Annotated in this window: 16 protein-coding genes; 6 read left to right on the top strand and 10 right to left on the bottom strand. The window is 71.6% G+C overall.

From position 1 onward, the window contains the following. Positions 1 to 87 precede the first annotated feature (87 nt). Complete coding sequence (locus KZ820_RS11650; RefSeq protein ID WP_219748779.1) at positions 88 to 975, top strand: SGNH/GDSL hydrolase family protein; 888 nt, start codon at positions 88 to 90, stop codon at positions 973 to 975. A 10-nt stretch (positions 976 to 985) separates the two neighbouring features. On the opposite strand, the gene KZ820_RS11645 is transcribed toward KZ820_RS11650, so the two are convergent. The 5 genes from KZ820_RS11645 to KZ820_RS11625 all read right to left on the bottom strand — a co-directional run bounded on the left by KZ820_RS11645 (position 986) and on the right by KZ820_RS11625 (position 9,653). Further along, the gene (locus tag KZ820_RS11645) at positions 986 to 3,340 is read right to left on the bottom strand and encodes a TonB-dependent receptor plug domain-containing protein (RefSeq protein ID WP_219748778.1); all 2,355 of its coding nucleotides are present in this window, start codon (positions 3,338 to 3,340) and stop codon (positions 986 to 988) included. Positions 3,341 to 3,488: 148 nt separating this feature from the next. Beyond that, on the bottom strand, positions 3,489 to 4,781 hold the full coding sequence (locus tag KZ820_RS11640; protein WP_219748777.1) for an ABC transporter ATP-binding protein: 1,293 nt from the start codon (positions 4,779 to 4,781) through the stop codon (positions 3,489 to 3,491). A gap of 11 nt (positions 4,782 to 4,792) precedes the next feature. After that, positions 4,793 to 6,550, bottom strand: coding sequence for an ABC transporter permease (locus KZ820_RS11635; protein ID WP_219748776.1), 1,758 nt, complete (start codon positions 6,548 to 6,550; stop codon positions 4,793 to 4,795). Between the two features lie 12 nt (positions 6,551 to 6,562). Next, positions 6,563 to 6,880 carry a hypothetical protein gene (locus KZ820_RS11630; RefSeq protein ID WP_219748775.1) on the bottom strand — a complete coding sequence of 106 codons (318 nt, stop codon included), beginning with the start codon at positions 6,878 to 6,880 and terminating at the stop codon, positions 6,563 to 6,565. A 304-nt stretch (positions 6,881 to 7,184) separates the two neighbouring features. Then, a complete protein-coding gene (locus tag KZ820_RS11625; protein WP_219748774.1) occupies positions 7,185 to 9,653 on the bottom strand; it encodes a PAS domain S-box protein in 2,469 nt (822 codons plus the stop codon). Between the two features lie 176 nt (positions 9,654 to 9,829). On the opposite strand from KZ820_RS11625, the gene KZ820_RS11620 reads away from it, so the two are divergent. The 3 genes from KZ820_RS11620 to KZ820_RS21930 all read left to right on the top strand — a co-directional run bounded on the left by KZ820_RS11620 (position 9,830) and on the right by KZ820_RS21930 (position 12,465). Further along, positions 9,830 to 10,726 (top strand): NAD(P)-dependent oxidoreductase, encoded by an 897-nt coding sequence (locus KZ820_RS11620; protein WP_219748773.1) that lies wholly within the window; start codon positions 9,830 to 9,832, stop codon positions 10,724 to 10,726. Between the two features lie 395 nt (positions 10,727 to 11,121). Then, entirely contained in the window at positions 11,122 to 12,288 is a 1,167-nt protein-coding gene (gene nhaA / locus KZ820_RS11615; RefSeq protein WP_219748918.1) for a Na+/H+ antiporter NhaA, read from the top strand. 45 nt (positions 12,289 to 12,333) lie between these two features. Continuing rightward, entirely contained in the window at positions 12,334 to 12,465 is a 132-nt protein-coding gene (locus KZ820_RS21930; protein ID WP_258048103.1) for a hypothetical protein, read from the top strand. A 188-nt stretch (positions 12,466 to 12,653) separates the two neighbouring features. Here the strand turns inward: KZ820_RS21930 and KZ820_RS11610 are convergent, their stop codons facing one another. The 5 genes from KZ820_RS11610 to KZ820_RS11590 are packed head-to-tail and all read right to left on the bottom strand — an operon-like array spanning position 12,654 to position 16,780. Further along, on the bottom strand, positions 12,654 to 13,460 hold the full coding sequence (locus tag KZ820_RS11610; RefSeq protein ID WP_258048102.1) for a MetQ/NlpA family ABC transporter substrate-binding protein: 807 nt from the start codon (positions 13,458 to 13,460) through the stop codon (positions 12,654 to 12,656). 8 nt (positions 13,461 to 13,468) lie between these two features. After that, positions 13,469 to 14,134 carry a methionine ABC transporter permease gene (locus tag KZ820_RS11605; RefSeq protein WP_219748771.1) on the bottom strand — a complete coding sequence of 222 codons (666 nt, stop codon included), beginning with the start codon at positions 14,132 to 14,134 and terminating at the stop codon, positions 13,469 to 13,471. After that, complete coding sequence (locus tag KZ820_RS11600; protein ID WP_219748770.1) at positions 14,131 to 14,859, bottom strand: methionine ABC transporter ATP-binding protein; 729 nt, start codon at positions 14,857 to 14,859, stop codon at positions 14,131 to 14,133. Before KZ820_RS11600 ends, KZ820_RS11605 begins: the two co-directional genes overlap by 4 nt. Further along, on the bottom strand, positions 14,856 to 15,872 hold the full coding sequence (locus KZ820_RS11595; protein ID WP_219748769.1) for an LLM class flavin-dependent oxidoreductase: 1,017 nt from the start codon (positions 15,870 to 15,872) through the stop codon (positions 14,856 to 14,858). The genes KZ820_RS11600 and KZ820_RS11595 overlap by 4 nt, the downstream gene beginning before the upstream one ends. Then, positions 15,869 to 16,780 carry an ATP-grasp domain-containing protein gene (locus tag KZ820_RS11590; RefSeq protein WP_219748768.1) on the bottom strand — a complete coding sequence of 304 codons (912 nt, stop codon included), beginning with the start codon at positions 16,778 to 16,780 and terminating at the stop codon, positions 15,869 to 15,871. Before KZ820_RS11590 ends, KZ820_RS11595 begins: the two co-directional genes overlap by 4 nt. Positions 16,781 to 17,062: 282 nt before the next feature. Here KZ820_RS11590 and KZ820_RS22200 point away from each other — a divergent pair, with 282 nt between their 5' ends. Both KZ820_RS22200 and KZ820_RS11580 read left to right on the top strand, forming a co-directional pair. Next, positions 17,063 to 19,324 carry a glycosyl hydrolase gene (locus tag KZ820_RS22200; protein ID WP_219748767.1) on the top strand — a complete coding sequence of 754 codons (2,262 nt, stop codon included), beginning with the start codon at positions 17,063 to 17,065 and terminating at the stop codon, positions 19,322 to 19,324. 136 nt (positions 19,325 to 19,460) lie between these two features. Then, on the top strand, positions 19,461 to 20,468 hold the full coding sequence (locus KZ820_RS11580; protein WP_219748766.1) for an NAD-dependent epimerase/dehydratase family protein: 1,008 nt from the start codon (positions 19,461 to 19,463) through the stop codon (positions 20,466 to 20,468). The last annotated feature ends 28 nt before the right edge of the window (positions 20,469 to 20,496 follow it).

The raw sequence follows: 20,496 nt of genomic DNA, 5'->3' as shown, positions 1-20,496 counted from the left end.
GCGACCGGAACTATTTACCTCTTGTCAACCATGAGCCGGTAACCACGCGTCCGATGGCCGCGGCGCGGCGCAGGAGAGAGCTTCCCCATGACGATCGCGTCGATGTCGCCGGCCGCTGCCACCCGACCGCTGCGGCGCCCCCAAACCCTCACCCGCGTCGCGTCGCTGATCGCCTTCGCGTCGCTCTCGGCGTGTGGCGGCGGCGGTGGCAGCGCCGCGGCCGCCTCGCTCGCGGCACCGGTCGCGGTGGTCGCGGCGGCCACACCGGTCGCCGTCCCCGCGCCCGCCCCCTCCCCCGCCTCGAGCGCGTCGCCCAGCGCGATGCCGGTCTCGGCGGCGGTCGCCGAGTCCCCGGCCGCCGCCACGCCGAGCCCCGCTGCCACGCCGGCGGCGAGCGGCAGCGGCGTGCTGTCCGAGGGCGACTCGATCTCCGTCTTCTGGGGTGGCAGTCACACCGGCCTCTACGCCGCGTCGCATCCCAAGGTGACCTTCTACGGCAAGGCGGTCGGCGGCTCGGGCGTCAACGACCTGGAGGCTCGCGCCGACGCCGACCTGGCGCTCCACCCGCGCCTGCTCACCGTGCTGATCGGCGCCAACGACCTTCAGGCCGCCGGCGGTGCGCGCGCCTGGCTGGAGCAGTTGTTCCGCTACACCGCGCGCTTCAAGGCCGCGGGCGTGACGGTGGCGGTGGGGACGCTGCTGCCGATCAACATGCCCGACCAGCCCCGATATACCAGCGTCCACAACGAGCGGCGCCAGATCGTCAACGCCGAGCTCCGCGCCGCGGTCGGGCATGAGATCGACGCCGTGATCGACTTCGCCGCCGATCCCGTGATGGGCCCCGACACCGCGCCGCTCGACAAGACGCTCTACAAGGACGGGCTCCACCCCACCGACGGCGGCCCCAACGGCGCGGGCGGCCAGGGCAAGCTCGCGCTGATCTATGCCAAGGCGGTCGACGCGCTGCTGAAGTGAGGCACGTCGCTCACGCGCCCAGCCGCAGGCGCAGGTAGTAGAAGCCGCCGTCCTGCCCGAGCTGCTGGCTCGCCAAGTCGTAGCGCATCGCGCCGATGTACGAGTTCGCCGCGAGCAACGACGACGGGTAGGCGTCGAACAGGTTGCTCGCCCCGATGGCGGCGTGGAGCGAACCGGCGAGGCGCAGGCCGAGCTCGACGTTCGTCACCCAGCGCGCCGCGCTGGTGAAATCGCGGAAGCGCTCGGTCGAGAAGGCGTCCGGGCCGGCGTAGAAGGTCAGCTGCGAGCGCGCCGCGCCGTAGCGGAGCTCGTGCAGCGTGACGTCCCAGCGCGACGTCGCCACCGCGCCGCCGGCGATGACGCGCGACGCGGGATAGGCCGTGGTGAGATAGCCGATACCCTGCGCGTCGAGCAGCGCGCGGCCGAGCTCGTCGCGCCCGACACGCGTCACCGCGGTGCGCCCCGCGGTCGCGGCCAGGTCGGCGTCGAGCGTCGCGCCGTCCGCCAGCGCCGCGCGGTAGCGCAACGTCAGATCGAGGCCGCGCGTCCGCGTGCGCACGCCGTTGGCGTAATATTGCACCGCGGTGCTCTCCGGCGCCAGACCGGCGGGCAGCGTCACCCCCTGCAAGGCGAGCGCGTCGAGCGCGGTCCGGCCGGTATAGGCGCCACCGGTGACGATGCGATCGCGCACGATGATCTGATAACCGTCGAGCGTCAGGTCGAGCGAGTCGAGCAGGTGCGCCACTGCGCCGGCCCCGACGTGAGTCGAGCGCTCCGGGCGCAGCGGCGCGGCGCCGAGCGCGCGCGCCGCCGCCGAAGTGACCGCCACCTGCGCGTTGGCATAGCTGGGCGAGACGACGATGCTGCTGAAGTGCGACTGCGCCAGCGTCGGCGCGCGGAAGCCGGTCCCTGCGCTGGCACGCAGCGCGATCGCGTCCGTGAGCTCGAGCCGCGTCGCCAGCTTGCCCGTCAGCGTCTCGCCCGCGTCGCTGTAATGTTCGTAGCGCCCCGCCGCGTCGAGCCGCCACGCGCGCGCGAGCGGCAGCGCCAGATCAGCATAGCCCGCGGCGACAGAGCGATCGGCGCGCGTGCGATTGTCGGGCGAGAGCCCCTGATAGCCCTGCGTCCCGCCGAGCACGTAGGCCGCAGGCTCGCCCGGATCGATCGCATAGCTCTCGCGGCGATATTCCCCGCCCAGCGCGAGATGGAGCGGCGCGGCGAGCCAGGCCAGCGCGATCGGCCGACGCAGGTCGAGCGTGCTGGTCCATTGCCCCAGCCGATAGCGCCCGATCGCCACCGCGGTCGGCGTCGCCCCGGTCGCGGCGTAGAGCCCGAGGTTGCCGGTGTCGCGCAGCCCCAGGCCGATCCGGTCGCTGCCGTAGGTCGTGCTGAGATCCCAGTGCCAGCCGTCGCGCGCGCCGCCGCGTGCGCCGATCGTGGCGGCGGCGTCCTGCTCGGCGATCGTCTCCTCGGGCTGGAAGCCGTGCGGGTAGAGCGCGGGGAGCACGTCGCCCAGCCGGCGGAAGGCGAGCCGTCCCGCGTCGCGGCGCGCCCAACTGGCGTCGCCGTACAGCGTCGCCGCGCCGAGCCGGAAGTCGGCGTCGAGCGCGAGCGCGGCCCGCTCGGTGCGCGGCGCGCCGATCGCGGGATTGTCGTACAGCCCGGTACGCGTGTCGCGACCTTGGCGATCGGTGCGGTCGCGATGGACCAGCTCGGCGGTCCAGCGCGCGCGCCCGCCCGCGCCGAGCGCCACGCCCGCACCGGCCGACAGCGTGCCCGAAGCCCCGTCGCCGGCATAGGTTCGCCCCGCCAGCGCGCGCGCCTCGGTGGCGGTGTCGTCGCGGAGGATCAGGTTGATTACCCCCGCGATCGCGTCCGAGCCATATTGCGCGGCGGCACCGTCCTCGAGCACTTCCACGCGCGCGATCGCCGCGGCGGGGAGCAGGTCGAGGTCGACGGGCGCGGTGCCCTGCTGCGGGCCGGGATCGAGCACCACCGCCGCGGTCGGGTGGCGGCGCTTGCCGTTGACCAGCACCAAGGTCTGGTCCGCGGTGAGCCCGCGCAGGCTGATCGAGTCGACCAGCGAGGCCTGATCGAGCCCGTGCAGCGGGCGCGACAGCGACGGCACCAGCTGCACCAGTGAGTCGCGCAGGTCGGGCAGCCCGGTCGAGCGCAGCGCCGCGTCCGACACGATCGTGATCGGGCTCGCGCTCTGCCGCGCGGTCACGTTCGGGTCGCGCGTGCCGGTGACCACGACGTCCGCTGCCGCGACGGAAGCGTCGGCGGTCTGCTGCGCGGATGCCGGGCTGGAGACGGCGGCCGCGAGCGCGGCGGCGACGGACAGGCGGGAAGAGACGGACGGCATGATCGGACCCTCGACGAGGCCGCGACGCTGCTATCCCTTTGACGCGCGGCGCGGCACGTCAGCGTCTCATAGGAAGGCGGCGCGCGGCCCTGTCGCGCGAGGGCGTGGCTTATCTTGCCGCCCGCCAAGTCCGGCTATGCGCCGCGGCTCAGCCCGGATCGTCGAGCGTGAACAGGTCGCCCGCCTCGTCATAGGCGAACAGCTCGGCGTAGCGCCCCCATTCGGTCACCGCGCGCAGCGTGTCCTCGGCGAAATCGGGCGAGAGCGCCTCCCCCAGCTCCTCGCGGAACAGCCGCGCCGGCGCCTGGTGGCCGGCGCGCGAGTCGAGCGCGGCGCGGATCGCGCCCGCGAGCGGCACGTGACCGAGCAGCGCCGCACGGAACATCGCCTTGCGCTGGTCGACGTCCTCCTGCGCGAACCCCGCGCCCGCCGCGGTGAGCGCTACCTCGCCCTCCGCCAGCGCGACGAAGCCGAGCTGCTGGAGCGTCTCGACGATCGGGAACAGCTCGTCGACCTCGAGCTGGAGCGTGTCGCCGAGGTCCGCGAGCGGCGCCCGCCCGTCGAACGGCGCCGCCTCCACCTCCTCGATCAGCCCGGCGAGCGCGGTGACCGAGACCGGCGCGAGCGGACGGCCGAGCGCCGGCACCGGCGCGTGCGGCTCCTCCTCCGCGGGCGCGGCGCGCTGGGTCATCTGCGCGTAGATCCGCTCGACCAGATCGCGGAACGACGGGTCGAGCCGGTCTCGCGGCTGCGGCAGGTCGACGCGGAACTCGGCGACGATGCGACCGGGATTGGAGGAGAGCACCAGCACGCGGTCGCTCATCAGCACCGCCTCCTCGATATTGTGCGTGACGATCAGCACCGCGGCGATGCCGAGCCGCCCGTCGCCCCACCATTCGATCAGGTCGCTGCGCAGCGTCTCGGCGGTGAGCACGTCGAGCGCGGAGAAGGGCTCGTCCATCAGCAGCAGCGACGGCTCCACCACCAGAGCGCGCGCCAGCCCGACACGCTGGCGCATGCCTCCGGAGAGCTCGCGCGGGAAGGCGTTCTCGAAGCCGTCGAGCCCGATCAGGTCGATCGCCGCCAGCGCGCGCCGGCGCCGCTCGGCCGCTGGCACCTTCTTGGCCTCGAGCCCGAGCTCGACGTTCTGCAGCACGGTCAGCCACGGCATCAGCGCGAAGGACTGGAACACCATCGCCACCGAGCGCGCGCGCCCGTCCGCGCCGGGGGTGAAGCGCAGCGTCCCCGCGTCGGGCGTCACCAGGCCGGCGATCGAGCGCAGCAGCGTCGACTTGCCCGAGCCCGAGCGGCCGAGCAGCGCCACCACCTCGCGCTCGTGCACCGTCAGCGCGACCTGGTCGAGGATCGGCGGCCCCTCGCTCCCGCCATAGCGATGGCTCAGCGCCTCGACGGTGACGAGCGGTAGATGTTGCTGCGCCATGCGCGCCTCCTTCACGACAGCCGCAGCCGGCGCTCGGCCAGCCGGTAGAGCGGGCGGAACAGCGCCCGGTTGATCGCGATCACCAGCGCGGACATCACCAGAATGCCGAGCAGCACGCGCGCCTCGTCCCCCGCCGCGGTGCGCTCGGCGATATAGCTGCCCAGCCCCGCCGCGGTCAGCCGCGTGTGACCCCAGCTCACCGCCTCGGCGACGATGCTGGCGTTCCACGAGCCACCGCTCGCGGTCAGCGCGCCGGTGACGTAATACGGGAAGATCGCGGGCAGGATCAGTCGCCGCCACCATGCCCAGCCCCTGAGGCCGAACAGCCGCGCCGCCTCGCGCAGGTCGCTCGGGATCGCGCTGGCACCGGCGATGACGTTGAACAGGATATACCATTGCGTGCCGAGCCCGATCAGCGGGGTCAGCCATATGTCCGGGTTCGCGTGCCAGCGCACGATCAGCACCACCGCGACCGGGAACAGCACGTTGGCGGGGAAGGCCGCGAGGAACTGCGCCAACGGCTGCGCGCGCGCGGTCCAGCGGGGGCGCAGCCCGATCCACACGCCGATCGGCACCCAGACGAGGCTCGCCGCGACGATCAGGACCGCCACGCGCACCAGCGTGTAGAAGGCGAGCCGCAGCACCAGCAGCGCGTCGTCCAGGCTCAGCCGCGCCGCCAGGTAGCGCGCGGCGAGCAGCGCCGCGCCTGAGGCGGCGAGCGCCACCGCCACCTGCCAGATCCGCTGCGACCGCGCCGCTCGCTTCTCCGCGTCCTCGCGCGCGCCGAACGTGCGGTGCTGGGCTTCAGCGCGCGGCGCGGGATCGAGCAGCAGCACCGCCCCCGCCAAGGCGCGCCACGGCTTCACCAGCGCGGGAAGCAGCCGCGCGCGCCGCAACAGCTCGAACAGCCAGGAGCGCGGCGGCGCCACGCTCGCGGTCTGCTCGACGCGGAAGCGATCGGCCCAGGCGATCGCGGGGCGGAACACGAGCTGGTCGTAGAGCAGGATCACCGCCGCCATGGTCGCCACCGCCAGCGCCACCGCGCCGAGATCGCGCCGCTCGATCGCCAGCCCCAGCCACGAGCCGACGCCCGGCAGCATCACCTGCGTTCGCCCGACGCTGATCGCCTCCGACGCGACGACGAAGAACCACCCGCCCGACATCGACAGCATCGCGTTCCACACCAGCCCCGGCGCGGCGAAGGGCAGCTCGACCCGCAGCAGCCGGCGTAGCGGCGACAGGCCGAAGCCCCGCGCCACCTCGGCGAGGTCGTCGGGCACCTGGCGCAGCGACTGGTAGAGGCTCAGCGCGATGTTCCACGCCTGGCTGGTGAAAATCGCGAAGATCGCCGCGCACTCGACCCCGAGCCGGCTGCCCGGGAACAGCCCCATGAAGGCGGTGACGGTGAAGGTGAGGAAGCCCAGCACCGGCACCGACTGGAGGATGTCGAGCGCGGGGACGATCACCAGCTCGGCGCGGCGACTCTTGGCCGCGGCGGTGGCGACCACCACGCTGAACACCAGCGAGGCCGCGAGCGCGGCGAACAGCCGCAGCGTGGTGAGCAGCGCGTAATAGGGCAAAGCGCGCGGGTCGAGCGTGATCGGCTCGAGCTGGAGCCGCCGGAGCGGCTCGACCGCGTCGTGCGCGCCCGCGGCCACCGCGGCGCCGAGCCCCGCGAGCAGCGCGAAGAGCGCGAGATCGGGCCAGCCGAGCGCGACGCGACGCGCTCCCGGCGGCGTCGCGGCGCGGCCGAACGGGCGGGACAGCATCGGGCGGTCGCGTCAGGCGGCGCGGCGGTGCGCCGCCACCATCGCGCGCAGCAGCCGCGCGCGGTGGAGCGGCGCGGCGGCGAGTGCCGCGCGGATCGCGCGCCCGCGCGCCGCGGCGCGAAGGGCGAGCAGGCGCTCGTGCTTGCCGAGCGCGGCGGATGCTGGATCGATCCCGACGCGGCCGTGCTCCGGCGAACGCCGGGCTTCAGGGCCGCAGGGATCATGCTCGCAGCCCTGGGATTCAGCGCGCGCCGGAGCACGCTGGCCATCAGGGGGAAACAGGTCGAACTCAGGCGCGCGCACGACGGCACGCGGGTCATATCGGGTCATGGCGACCTCCATCGGGGTTCCGGTGACGGGACCCGGCGGCGGTCGGCTCAGGTCAGCGCGTGCCGACCTCGCGAGCCACCGACGGACCCGTGCGCTGACGTGCGGTGACGGCGAAGCGGAAGCTTCGACTGTCTCCGTCGTCGGACAAGGGACTAGATCGGGGCATCGGTGCGCGTTTCTCCGAGTCGCGCGGGAGCGCGCGATCCCGTCGCCCTTACGCCTGTCGCGCCGCGGATCAACCCCGCGCCCGCCGCGTCGCTACCCGATATGAGCGAGCGGCCGGCCGGCGCGCCGCGTCGGATGCTCAGCCCGTCGCCCCCAGCATCTCCGCCACCTTGGCGGTGAGCGCGTGCATCGTGAAGGGCTTGGTCAGCAGCTCCATGCCGGGCTCGAGATGCCCGCCGCCCACCGCGACATTCTCGGCATAGCCCGTCACGAACAGCACCTTCAGCCCGGGGCGCAGCGCGCGCGCGGCGTCCGCCACCTGGCGGCCGTTGAGCCCGCCGGGAAGTCCGACGTCGGTGATCAGCAGGTCGATCGGCGCGTCCGAGCCGAGTACCTTCAGCCCGGCCGCGCCGTCGGCCGCCCCGATCACGGTATAGCCCGCCTCCTCGAGCACCTCGTCGATCAGGTGGCGGATGGTGGTCTCGTCGTCGACGACCAGCACCGTCGCACCGCGCGCCGCCGGCGCGGAATGACCCACCCCTTCCTCGTCACCGCCGAGCGCAGCGCCGGCATGGCGCGGCAGGTAGATGGTGATCATCGTGCCCGCGCCCGGCGTCGAATCGATCCGCACCTGCCCGCCCGACTGGCGCGCGAAGCCGTAGATCATCGACAGCCCCAACCCCGTCCCCTGGCCGATCGGCTTGGTGGTGAAGAACGGCTCGAAGGCGCGCTCCACCGTCTCGGGCGCCATGCCGGTGCCGGTGTCGCTCACCGCGACGCTGAGATAGGGCCCGGGCTCCAGCTCGAGTTCGCGCGCGTCCGACTCGTCGATCCAGCGATTGGCGGTCGCGATCGTCACCCGGCCGGCCTCGGGCATGGCGTCGCGCGCGTTGATGGCGAGGTTGAGGATCGCGCTTTCCAGCTGGGTCGCGTCGATCATCGCGGTCCACAGCCCGGGGGCGGCGATCACCTCGATCGCGCTGGTCGGGCCAATCGAGCGCTGCAGCAGCTCCTCCATACCCGCGATCAGCCGGTTGACGTCGGTCGGGCGCGGATCGAGCGTCTGCCGGCGCGAGAACGCCAGCAGCCGCTGGGTCAGCGACGCGGCGCGGCGGCTGGCGCCCTGCGCGGCGAGAACGAACCGCTCGAGATCGTCGTGCCGCCCGCGCGCCAGCCGCGCCTGCACCAGCTCCAGATTGCCCATGACGCCGGTCAGCAGATTGTTGAAATCGTGCGCCAGCCCGCCGGTGAGCTGGCCCACCGCCTCCATCTTCTGCGCCTGGCGCAGCTGCCCCTCGGCGAGCGCCAGCGCGGCGGTCTGTGCCTTCTCCTCGGTGGCGTCGCGGCCGACCGCGATGATCTTGCCGTCGCCCGGCCCCGCCGCCCAGACCAGGTCGCGGTAGCTGCCGTCGCGGTGGCGGTAGCGGTTGTCGAAGCGCGCGAACACCTGTCCGGCACCGATCCCCGCCGCCGCGGCGCGCGTCTCGTCGAGGTCGTCGGGATGAACGAAGGCGAAGATCGGACGGCCGAGCAGCTCGAACTCAGCCCAGCCCAACACCCGCGTCCACGCCGGGTTGACCGCCTCGATCGTGCCGTCGAAGCCGGCGACAAGCATGATGTCCGACGACAATTGCCACAGCCGGTTGCGGTCGGCGGTGCGCGCCGCGACCTCCTGCTCGAGCGTGGCGTTGAGCCGCTCGAGCTCCTGCTGCGCCTGCCAGCGCGCGGTCTCGTCGCGCGCGATCTTGATGAAACCGCGCTCCTGCCCCTGCGCGTCGGCAGGCAGCGGGTGGACCGAGCCGTTTAGGAACACCCGCGTGCCGTCGCGACGCAGGTGCCAGCGCTCGTCGGGCGCACAGCCGTCGCGCGCGGCGCCGGTGATCTCGCGCACGTCGGCGCCGGCGGCGCGGTCCTCGGGCGTGAAGATCATCGCCGCGGGCTGACCCACCGCTTCCTCCGGCGTCCAGCCGAGTACCGCCTCCGCCCCCGCCGACCAGCTGGTGATCACCCCGCCCGCGTCGGTGGTGAAGATCACATGGTCGCGCGCGCCCTCGATCACCAGCCGCAGCCGCTCCTCGCTCTGGCGCAGCGCGGCGTCGCTCAGCACGCGCTCGGTGGTCTCGTTGGTGAAGATGAACAGGCCCGCCACCGCCCCGTTCGAGTCGAGCACGCGCGAGTAGGAGAAGGTGAACCAGGTGTCGGCCTGGCCGCGGTCGGTATCGAGCTTCCACGGCAGGTCGGTGAAGCGCTGGCTGCGCCCGGCGAAGGCGTCGTCGATGATCGGCTTGGCCTGCGCCCACGCATCCGCCCAGACCGTACGGAACGGCGCTCCCATCGCCCAGGCCACGCGCGGCCCGAGCAGCGGGAAATAGGTCTCGTTGAAGAAGAAGGTGAGCTCCTCCGCGCCCCAGCACAGGATCATCGACTCGGGCGAGTTGAGCACGGTGCTCAGCGTCGCCTTGAGCGCCTCGGGCCAGTCGGCTGGCGTGCCGAGCGGGTGATCGGTCCAGTCGCGCGCGAGGATCAGCTCGGTCGCGCGCCCGCCTCCGGCGAGGAAGCGCAGCGGCGCGGGCAGCTCGGCTGGGTCACGGTAGAGAGCGGAGATCATGGGCCAATCGCGTTAGCGCTACAGCGGCGGCAAAGATACCGCCGGCCTGTTCGGACCGGTAGCGCGCTCCTGCGCCCGCAGGAGCCCAGAGAAACGAGCGCATCGCTCTGCCCCCAAACGTCCTGCGTGCGCAGGAACACGGTGCGGCGGCGAGCGATCCCGTCTATCGCCGACCCATGGCCAGACCCGACCTCTTCCTCGCCCAACCCCAGTCCGCCACGCTCGAGGCCGCGCTGGCCGAGCGCTTCACCCTCCACCGCGGCACCGCGCCGGCGACAACGCGTGCCGTCGTCGGCGGCGGATCGTTGCGCTGGGGCGCGACCGACTGCGACCGGCTGCCCGCGCTCGAGATCGTCGCCATCCACGGTGTCGGCCACGACGGGGTCGACCTCGACGCGGCGCGCGCGCGCGGCGTGCGCGTCACCACCACCCCCGAGGTGCTGACCGACGACGTCGCCGATCTCGCCCTGGCTCTGTGGCTGGCACTCGAGCGCGCGGTGGTGGCGAACGACCGCTCGGTGCGCGACGGCGGCTGGGGCGTGCCGCTGGCGCGACGCGCGACGGGGCGGCGCGTCGGCATCTTCGGCCTGGGGCAGATCGGCCGCGCGATCGCGACGCGCGCCGCGCCGTTCGCCGGCTGGATCGGCTATTGCGCGCGCTCCGCCAAGGAGGTGCCCTATCAGCGGCTGCCCGACATCGCCGCGTTGGCGGCGGCGAGCGACGTGTTGATCCTCGCCGCGCCGGGCGGCGCCGCGACCGAGCGCGCGGTCGACGCCGCGGTGCTGGACGCGCTCGGCGCGGACGGCGTGCTGGTCAACGTCGCGCGCGGCAGCCTGGTCGACGAAGCGGCGCTGGTGAGCGCGCTGGAGCGCGGCGTGATCGCGGGCGCGGGGCTCGACGTCTTCGCCGACGAGCCGCGCGTGCCCGCGGCGCTGCGCGCGCTGCCGCAGGTGGTGCTGGCACCACATCAGGGCAGCGCGACGCGCGAGGCACGCGCTGCGATGGAGGCGCTGGTGCTCGCCAATCTCGACGCCTGGCTGGAGGGAAAGCCGCCGGTGTCCGCGATCGCCTGAGCGGGGCGGCACGCTTCGCCGAGCCGACCAGCTCTACCGCCGTCATCCTGAGCTCGTATCAGGATCCACCGTTCCGCGAGCATCTCGACCGGAAAGCGCGCGGCCAGGTGGATCCCGGACCACGGAACGACGCAAGAAGAGAGCGATGCGCCTGGTGACGCTCGGCCCTACTCGACGGCAACGTCAGGCGTACGCCTGCGCATCCATAAGCCCAGGGCCACAGGCGTTCCGCTCGTGACCCTGGAGTCCGACGTCCGCCGGAGCACGGCCCACCCTTGCCCCCGGCGGTACCCGATGCGATAACCGGCGCGGGTGTCCGCGCCGCCACGGCGCACGGGCAGGTTCTCGCGCTGGTCGGGCCGCCAGCGCGTCGACGCCTGCCCGGAGCCCGCGCCATCACCCAGCCTAACCATCCGCCCCGGTCGCGCGCAAGCGCGCTGCGCCGCTTCCTCACCGGTCAGGCCGCCGGCGGCGCGGTGCTGATCGCCGCCGCCCTGCTCGCGCTGCTGCTCGCCAACTCGCCGCTCGGACCCGGCTATGCCGCGCTCCTCCACGGCGACGTCGGGCCGCTCGCGCTGGAAGCCTGGATCAACGACGCGCTGATGGCGGTGTTCTTCCTGCTCGTCGGGCTCGAGATCAAGCGCGAGACGCTGCACGGCCAGCTCGCTTCCTGGCCGCGCCGGCTGCTGCCCGGGATCGCCGCGGCGGGCGGCATGGCGGCGCCCGCGCTGCTCTACCTCGCGATCAACCGCGGCGGCGCCACGAAGGGCTGGGCGATTCCCGCGGCGACCGACATCGCCTTCGCGCTCGGCGTCATCGCGCTGCTCGGGGATCGCGTCCCCGCCTCGCTGCGCGTCTTCCTCGCCGCGCTGGCGATCATCGACGATCTCGGCGCGGTGGTGATCATCGCGCTGTTCTACACCGGCGCGCTGGCGCTGCCCTATCTCGCCGGCGCGGGCGCGGTGCTGGTCGTGCTGGCCTTACTCAACCGCGCGGGCGTGACTCGGCTCACACCGTATCTGCTGCTCGGCGTCTTGCTGTGGTGGCTGGTGCTGCGCTCGGGCGTCCACGCGACGCTCGCCGGGGTTATGCTGGCCTTCACCATCCCCGCGCAGGACGGGCGCGAGGGCAGCCCGCTCTGCCGGCTGGAGCACTGGCTGCACACGCCGGTCGCATTCGTCATCCTGCCGCTGTTCGCGCTCGCCAACGCCGCGGTGCCGGTGCTCGGCCTGCCGCCCGGCGCGCTCGCCGCGCCGGTGACGCTGGGGGTGGCCGCGGGATTGCTGCTCGGCAAGGTGGCGGGCGTGTTCGGCTTCGCCGCCCTGGCGGTGCGGCTGCGCTGGACCGAGCTGCCAGCGCACGCCGGCTGGACGCAGCTGCTCGGCGTCGCTCTGCTGTGCGGGATCGGGTTCACGATGAGCATCTTCATCACCTTGCTCGCCTTCGCCGACGCGCCTTTGCTCCAGGCCGAGGCCAAGCTGGGCGTGCTGGCGGGCTCGCTGCTCTCGGGCGCGGCCGGCTACCTGCTGCTGCGGCTCGCCGCGTTCCGAACGGATCGTTAGCGCTTTCAGCGAGTTACGAAGCCGATCCAGCGCGGGAGAGCGACCATGCGGCACGACGACCACGGTGACCAGACCTTCGGCAAGTCGGGCGTGAAGATCCGCGGCGGGCTGATCTATCTCGCCTTCCTGCTGGCGAGCAGCATCGGCATCCTGTTCTACGCCGGCGACGTGATCTGAGGGCGTGGCGGGGTCCCCCGCACGAGAATGGGGTTTCCGGTCGATGGAGCGGTCGTCTCCCGCCCCCGCCGTCATCCTCGCGGAGGCGGGGATCCAGACGCGCAGACGCGCATGAGCCGCGCCTCCCATCTGTCTGGATTCCCGCCTTCGCGGGAATGACGGTGGTGTGACGGGGCGAACCGATCCACTCAGAACGCCGGCAGCACCGCGCCTTTATAGGTCCGCTCGATGAACGCCTTCGTCGCCGGGCTGCGAAGCGCCGCCACGAGCTTGCGCACGCGCGGGTCGTCGGCACTGCCGGGCCGCCCGACCAGGAAGTTGACGTAGGGCGAGTCCTTGTCCTCGATCGCGAGCGCGTCGCGCACCGGGTCGAGCTTGGCGTCGAGCGCGTAATTGGTATTGATCAGCGCCAGATCCACCTCGCCCAGCACGCGCGGCAGCGTCGCCGCCTCCAGCTCGCGGAACTGCAGCCCCTTGGGGTTGCTGGCGACGTCGCGGATAGTGGCGAGCGGGTCGGCCGGGTTCCTGAGCCGGATCAGCCCCGCCTTCTGCAGCAGCTGGAGCGCGCGCCCGCCGTTGCTCGGCTCGTTGGGGATCGCCACGCTGGCGCCCTGCGGCAGCTGCGCCAGCGTCTTCCAGCGGCGCGAATAGGCGCCGAGCGGCTCGACATGGACGCCCGCGATCGGCACCAGCTTGGTCCCGCGCTCGCGGTTGAACTGGTCGAGATAGGGCTTGGTCTCGAAGTAATTGACGTCGATCTGGCCCTGGTCGACCTGGAGGTTGGGCTGGACGTAGTCGTTGAACACCCGCACCTCGAGGTTGACGCCCTCCTTCGCCAGCACCGGCTTCACCTGCGCGAGGATCTCGGCGTGCGGCACCGCGGTCGCGGCGACGGTGAGCGTCGCGCCGTCGCTCTTGCCCCCATTCCCGCCCCCGCCGCAGGCGGCGAGCAGCAGCGCGGGGAGCGTGGCGAGCAGCAGGCGGCGGTGGATCATGTCGGTCCTCAGCGGTGGTCGAGCCGGCGCGCCAGCGCGTCGCCGCCCCATTGGAGAAGCTGCACCAGCGCCACCAGCAAGGCGACGGTGACGAGCATCACATCGGTCTGGAAGCGCTGGTAGCCATAGCGGATCGCGAGGTCGCCGAGCCCACCGGCGCCGACCACGCCCGCCATCGCGGTGAACGAGACCAGCGCCACCGCGGTGACCGTCGCGCCCGAGACGAGCCCGGGCAACGCCTCCGGCAGCAGCGCGCGCGTGACGATCTGCCAGCGAGTCGCGCCCATCGCCTGCGCCGCCTCGATCGTGGCGCGCGGGATCTCGCGCAGCGCCTGCTCGACCAGCCGCGCGTAGAAGGGCGCAGCGCCCACCACCAGCGGCGGGATCGCGCCGGCGACGCCGAGCGAGGTGCCGACCAGCAGCAGCGTCAGCGGGATCATCACGATCAGCAGGATGACGAAGGGAATCGAGCGCAGCACGTTGACCACCACGCCCGCGGCGCGGTTGAGCCAGCGCCGCTCGGCGAGCTGGCCGCGATCGGTGAGGAACAGCAGCACGCCGAGCGGCACGCCGAGCAGGATCGTCAGCGCGAGCGAGGCGCCGAGCATCACCAAAGTGTCGCGCGCGGCGACCGCGATATCGCCCCACACCACGTTGCCGAACCAGCCGCTCACGCCGCCTCGCCCAGCAGCGCCAGCGTGGCGGCGTGGCGCGCGTCGCCGAGCACCGCCTCGGTCGCGCCGCTCTCCACCACCCGCCCGCGGTCGATCACCGCGACATGGTCGCAGATCGCGCGCACGACCGAGAGCTCGTGCGTGATCAGCACGATCGTCAGCCCCAGCTCGCGGTTGAGCTCGCCCAGCAGCGCGAGCACCGAGCGAGTCGTCTCCGGATCGAGCGCGCTGGTCGCCTCGTCGCACAGCAGGATGTCGGGCCGGGTGGCGAGCGCGCGCGCGATGCCGACGCGCTGGCGCTGCCCGCCCGAGAGCCGCGCCGGGTACACGCCGGCCTTGTCCGCCAGCCCGACGCGCGCGAGCAGCTCGGCGACGCGCGCGTCCCGCTCGGCGCGGGGCACGCCGGCGAGCGCGAGCGGCAGCGCGACATTGCCCGCGACGGTGCGATTGCCGAGCAGCCCGAACGACTGGAAGATCATGCCCACCCGCCGGCGCAGCGCGCGCAGTCCCGCGGCGTCGAGCGTCGACAGCGCGGCGCCGTCGACGCGCACCTCGCCCGCGCTCGCGCGCTCCAGCCCGTTGAGCAGGCGCAGCAGCGTCGACTTGCCCGCGCCCGAGCGACCGATCACGCCGTAGACCGAGCCGCGCGGCACTTCGAGCGTCACGTCGTCGAGTGCGAGCGTGCCGTCGGGAAAGGTCTTGGACACGCGCTCCAGCGCGATCATGCCGCCCCCATCACCTGCGCGGCGAAGCGCTCCATCTCCTCCGCCTGCGGGCTCATCTGGAGCAGCAGCAGGTCGAGCCCGGCGGCCTCATATTCGGCGATCCGCTCCCTGAGCTGCTCGGGCGTGCCGACCAGATGGGGACGCAGCCCGCGGTTGGAGACGGCATATTCCTGCAACTTGAGCTCGCGTTCCAGCTGCGTGCCCGACAGCCACTGGTCGAAATTGGCGTAGCCCGCGGGCAGCTCGGCGACGGTGGTGATCCGCTCCAGCTCGCGCTTCGCCTCGGCCTCGCTGTCGCGCACGATCGCATAGGCCGCCATGCCGTACTGAATCGGCGCGCCGCCCGCGGCCTCGCGACGCGCGCGCATGTCCGCGATCTTGGGCGCGATCGCGGCGGCGGGGTCGCCGTGCATGACATAGGCGTCGCACTGCGCCGCGATCATGGCCTTGGCCTTCTCGCTCTCGCCGCCGGCATAGACGGTCGGGCGCTTGACCGGCTTGGGCGCGCAGATCGCCTCCTCGGTGCGGTAGAAGTCGCCCGCGAAGCTGAAGCGGTCCTCGGTCCACAGCCCGTCGACCACGCGCAGCCACTCGCTGGTGCGCGCGTAGCGATCGTCGTGCTCGTCGAACTGGAGGCCGTATTGCCGCGCCTCGTCGGCCCACCAGCTCGACACGACGTTGAGCGCGAGCCGCCCGCCCGCGATCCGATCGATGTTCGCCGCCGCCTTGGCGAACAGCGCCGGATGGTGGAAATTAGGGCGGACGGCCACCATCAGCTCGATCGTCTCGGTCACCGCGGCGAGCGCGGCGGCGGTCGACCAGGCGTCGAGCGCGGGTTGGTCGATGCCCTTGATGTCGTTGAGGTTGAGCTCGGCGATCAGGGTGAGGTCATAGCCCCAGCGTTCGGCGTTCCGGGTGAGATCGCGCGTGTATTCCCAGCTCGCGGCCATGCCCTCGTCGGGGACGTTGCGCAGCCAGCCGCCGAAGACGGGGGTCCAATAGCCGTATCTCACGCGCGTGCCTCTAGCAGTCGCTCGGCCAGCCAGTCGACCAGCCGCTCGTGCGGGTCCCAGCCCAGTACGGCGAGGGGGTCGGCGACGAAGTTGGAGAGCGCGTTGATGTCGTAGAAGCGCGGCGTCCCGTCGCGGTCGTCGACCAGCAGCTCGACCCCGCCGACGTCGATGCCCGCCTGCTGCACGATCGCCTCGGCCGCGGCGATCGTCGCGGCGTCGGGCTCGACGCGCGTCATCGTCACGCTCGGGCGTCCGGGCACGGCGCAGGCGTCGGCGGGGCACAGGTCGAAGCTGCCCCCGCCCTCCACCGCGATGGCGTAGAGATAACGCCCGCCGAGCGTCTCTACGCGCGTGATCGTGCCGCCGCGAGTCGGCGCATATTCCTGCGCGAGCAGCACGCGGTCGATGCTGTCGGGCACGCTGCCCTCCGCCACCGCGGCGGCGAGCGCGGCGGCGTCGTCGTAGCGCGCGATCCCCGCGCCCGAGCCGCCGATGTTCGCCTTGACCACGATCGGGAAGCGCAGCGCCGCCGCGGCGGCGGGCAGGTCGGCGGCGCGGTGGACGACGCGCGTGGCGGGAATGGCGAGCCCGAGCCCGGCGATCAGCGAGAGCTGGCGCGCCTTGGACGAGTCGATCGCCAGCGCGGCGGCGCCGTTCAGCACGCGCGCGCCGCGCGACTCCCAGTGCGCCAGCGCCGCGGCGGCGTGGAAGATCGGGTGCTCGGCCGCGCGCAGGAAGCTCGACATCGCGATCCGGTTGAACACCAGCGACGAGGGTGCCGGACCGGCGGGATCGAAGGCGAAGCCGTCGGCGTGCACCGCATCATAGCCGATGCCGCGACGATCGAGCGCGGCGAACAGCGGGCGAAACCACTGCGGGTGCTCGTAGAGGATGGTGAGGTCGGTCATACGGTCCTGGTCACGCGAGCGGCGAGGGCTAGCGCGCACACCGCGCGCTCGCGGCATAGTTCGCCTTGCCGGCGCGGTAGCTCGGCTTGGGTCGCATCGCCGGGCTGGGCAATCTGCCACCTGGATCAACACCAACCATTTCGCTAGTGTCATCAAGCAGAGCCGCAAACATTGACGCTCGTTTACCAGTAATCTGCACTTAACCTCGTTCGGTGACGAAGCTTTCCATGCTCGTCCCGTAATAGCCGCTCCATCAGATCACCTCTGGATTGGGCGACGACAATGCAGAACTCCGTTTACATCGACAATAGCATGAACTCGGTCACGCAGAACGCGGCGTGGCTCAACAGCCACCTCGACGCGATCCAGCTGGTCGGCGGCTTCGGCAGCTGGTGGGACTTCAACGAATCCCCGAAGTGGATCGCGCAGCAGGTCGCCGGCGCCGACGTCGACATCAAATGGTCGATCGGCCTGATCCCCTGGGGCGCGACCCTGGAGAACGCCGCCAAGGGCCAGTACAACAACAACTATCGCACGCTTGCCAAGGACATGGCCGCGATCGCCGGCGACGACGACAAGATTCATATCCGGCTCGGCTGGGAGATGAACGGCAACGGCTGGTTCCCCTGGTCCGCCAACGGCCACGAGAAGGCCTATGTCGGCGCGTTCCAGCAGTTCGTCGACACCTTCCGCTCGGTGTCGGACAAGTTCGTGTTCGAGTGGACGCCCAACATCGGCAGCCAGGGCATGGATGTCGCCTCGGTCTACCCGGGCGACAAGTATGTCGACGTGATCGGCCTCGACTTCTACTATAACACGCAGTGGGATCCGAAGGACCCGGTCGCGGCATTCAACTATTTCGTCAACCAGCCCTACGGCCTGCAGTGGCAGCAGGATTTCGCCGACGCACACGGCAAGCCTACCGCGATCGGTGAGTGGGGCGTCAATTCGGACACGTCGGGCGCCTTCATCGAGATGGCGGCGCAGTGGTTCGAGGACCACAACATCACCTACCAGAACTACTGGAACTCGAACGCCGACTTCAAGGGCCGCCTCTCCGACGGTCAATATCCGAACGCGGGCAAGGTGTTCCAGGCGATCTTCGGCCAGGGCATCGACCCCTTCGCCAACGACACGACGGTGGTGAACCGCAGCGGCGGCAGCGGCGTCGACATGCTGATCGGCCATGCCGGCAACGACACGCTCTCGGGCGGCGCGGGCAACGATTTCCTGCACGGCCGCGCCGGCGATGACGTGCTCAACGGCGGCGCGGGCAACGACCTGCTCGACGGCGGCACCGGCGCCGACAAGATGACCGGCGGCACGGGCGACGACACCTACCGTGTCGACAATGTCGGCGACAAGGTGATCGAGAAAGCCGGCGAGGGCTATGACACGGTCGAGGCGTCGATCGACTTCGACATGGCCGGGCTCAACGTCGAGGCGCTGCGCCTCACCGGCACCGCCGACCTGAAGGCCTATGGCAGCGCGGGCGCGGACAAGATCACCGGCAATGACGGCAACAACGTGATCGACGGCCGCGCCGGCGCCGACACGATGGCGGGCGGGCTCGGCGACGACACCTATTACGTCGACAACGTCGGCGACAAGGTGATCGAGGCGCAGTACGAGGGCAACGACACGATCTACGCCTCGGTGAGCTACAACCTCGCCGGCACCTTCGTCGAGTCGCTCCACCTCACCGGCACCGCCGATCTCACCGCCACCGGCAACAGCCAGGACAACGCGCTGTACGGCAATGCGGGCAACAACGTGCTCGACGGCAAGGCGGGCGCCGACCTGATGGTCGGCGGTTTCGGCAACGACACCTATTACGTCGATCACCTCGGTGACCGCGTCGTCGAGAATGCCGGCGAGGGCAATGACACCGTCTACGCCTCGGTCAATTTCGACCTGGCGGGCACCAACGTCGAGACGCTGCGCCTGACCGGCAAGGCCGATCTCTCGGGCTTCGGGAGCGACGGCGCCGACTCGCTGTTCGGCAACGCCGGCAACAACGTGCTCGACGGGCGCGGCGGTGCCGACGTGATGACCGGCGGCGCCGGCGACGACATCTATTATGTCGACAATGTCGGCGACAAGGTGATCGAGCTGCAAGGCAAGGCACAGGGCAACGACACCGTCTACGCCTCGGTGAGCTACAATCTGGCGGGCACGTTCGTCGAGACGCTGGCGCTGACCGGCACCGCCAACATCAACGCCACCGGCAACAGCCAGGCCAACACGCTGATCGGCAACAGCGGCAACAACGTGCTCAACGGCATGGGCGGCGACGACATCCTCACCGGCGGCGGCGGCAACGACAAGTTCGTCTTCACCAAGGCCGGCCACGCCACGATCACCGACTTCGGCGCGGGCGACACGCTCGATCTCGCCGGGCTGCTCAAGGGCGGCAAGGTCGCGACGGTGACGCAGGATCACGACGGCGTGATGGTGACGATCGACTCGGGCAGCTCGGTGCTGCTCGAGGGGCTCGACATGGCGCATCTGCTCAAGACCGATACCGGCTTCCACTTCGTGTGAGCCGACCGAGCCGAGGGGGGAGAGGAGGACCGGGTCGGCGCGCGCCGGCGCGGTCCACTCTTTCGCGCTCCCCTCCCGAGCAGTTGCTCCCCGCCCGAATATCGGGGAAAGCATCGGCAGAGTTTGGGGGACGATCATGCAGGTTCTGGTCACCGGCGTCGCCGGCTTCATCGGCAGCCATGTCGCGCGGCGGCTGCTCGCGCGCGGCGACACCGTGGTCGGGATCGACAATCTCAACGACTACAACCCGGTCCAGCTCAAGCGCGACCGGCTCGAGGCGATCACGGCGGGCGGCGGCGCCGAGCGCTTCACCTTCCACCAGCTCGACTTCAGCGACCATGAGGCGATCGACGCCGCGCTCGGCGCGACCGAGATCGAGCGCATCGTCCATCTCGGCGCGCAGGCGGGCGTGCGCTATTCTCTGACGAACCCGCGCGCCTATGTCGCGTCCAACCTGGCCGGCCACGTCAACATGCTCGAGCTGGCGCGCGCGCGCCGGGTCGACCAGATGGTCTACGCCTCCTCCTCCTCGGTCTATGGCACCAGCCCCGACCTGCCGTTCCGCGTCGAGCAGCGCGTCGACTTCCCGATCTCGCTCTACGCCGCCACCAAGAAGGCGGACGAGCTGATGAGCGAGACCTACGCGCATCTGTACCGCATCCCGCAGACGGGCCTGCGCTTCTTCACCGTCTACGGGCCGTGGGGGCGGCCCGACATGGCGGTGTGGGGCTTCACCGACAAGATCCTCTCGGGCCAGCCGATCGAGGTGTATAACGGCGGCAACATGCGCCGCGACTTCACCTATATCGACGACATCGTCACCGGGATCGTCGCCGCGCTCGACAACCCGCCCGCGGACGACGGCCAGGTCAAGGCGGGCGGCAGCGTCTCGCCGCACCGCCTCTACAACATCGGCAACAACAAGGCCGAGGAGCTGGAGACGCTGATCACGCTGATCGAGGAGGCGTGCGGGCAGAAGGCGATCCGCATCGACAAGGGGATGCAGCCCGGCGACGTCCCCGCCACCTACGCCGATCTCACCGCGATCCGCGACGACCTCGGCTTCCGCCCGACCACGCCGATCGCGGTCGGCATCCCTCTGTGGGTGGAGTGGTACAAGGGCTATCGCGCGCGGCGCGGCTGAACCGCGGCTTGCCAGCGCATCGCGCGCG

Source organism: Sphingomonas citri, assembly GCF_019429485.1.
Classification (GTDB): Bacteria; Pseudomonadota; Alphaproteobacteria; order Sphingomonadales; family Sphingomonadaceae; genus Sphingomonas; species Sphingomonas citri.
This window is presented reverse-complemented; position numbering and strand designations above follow the sequence as displayed.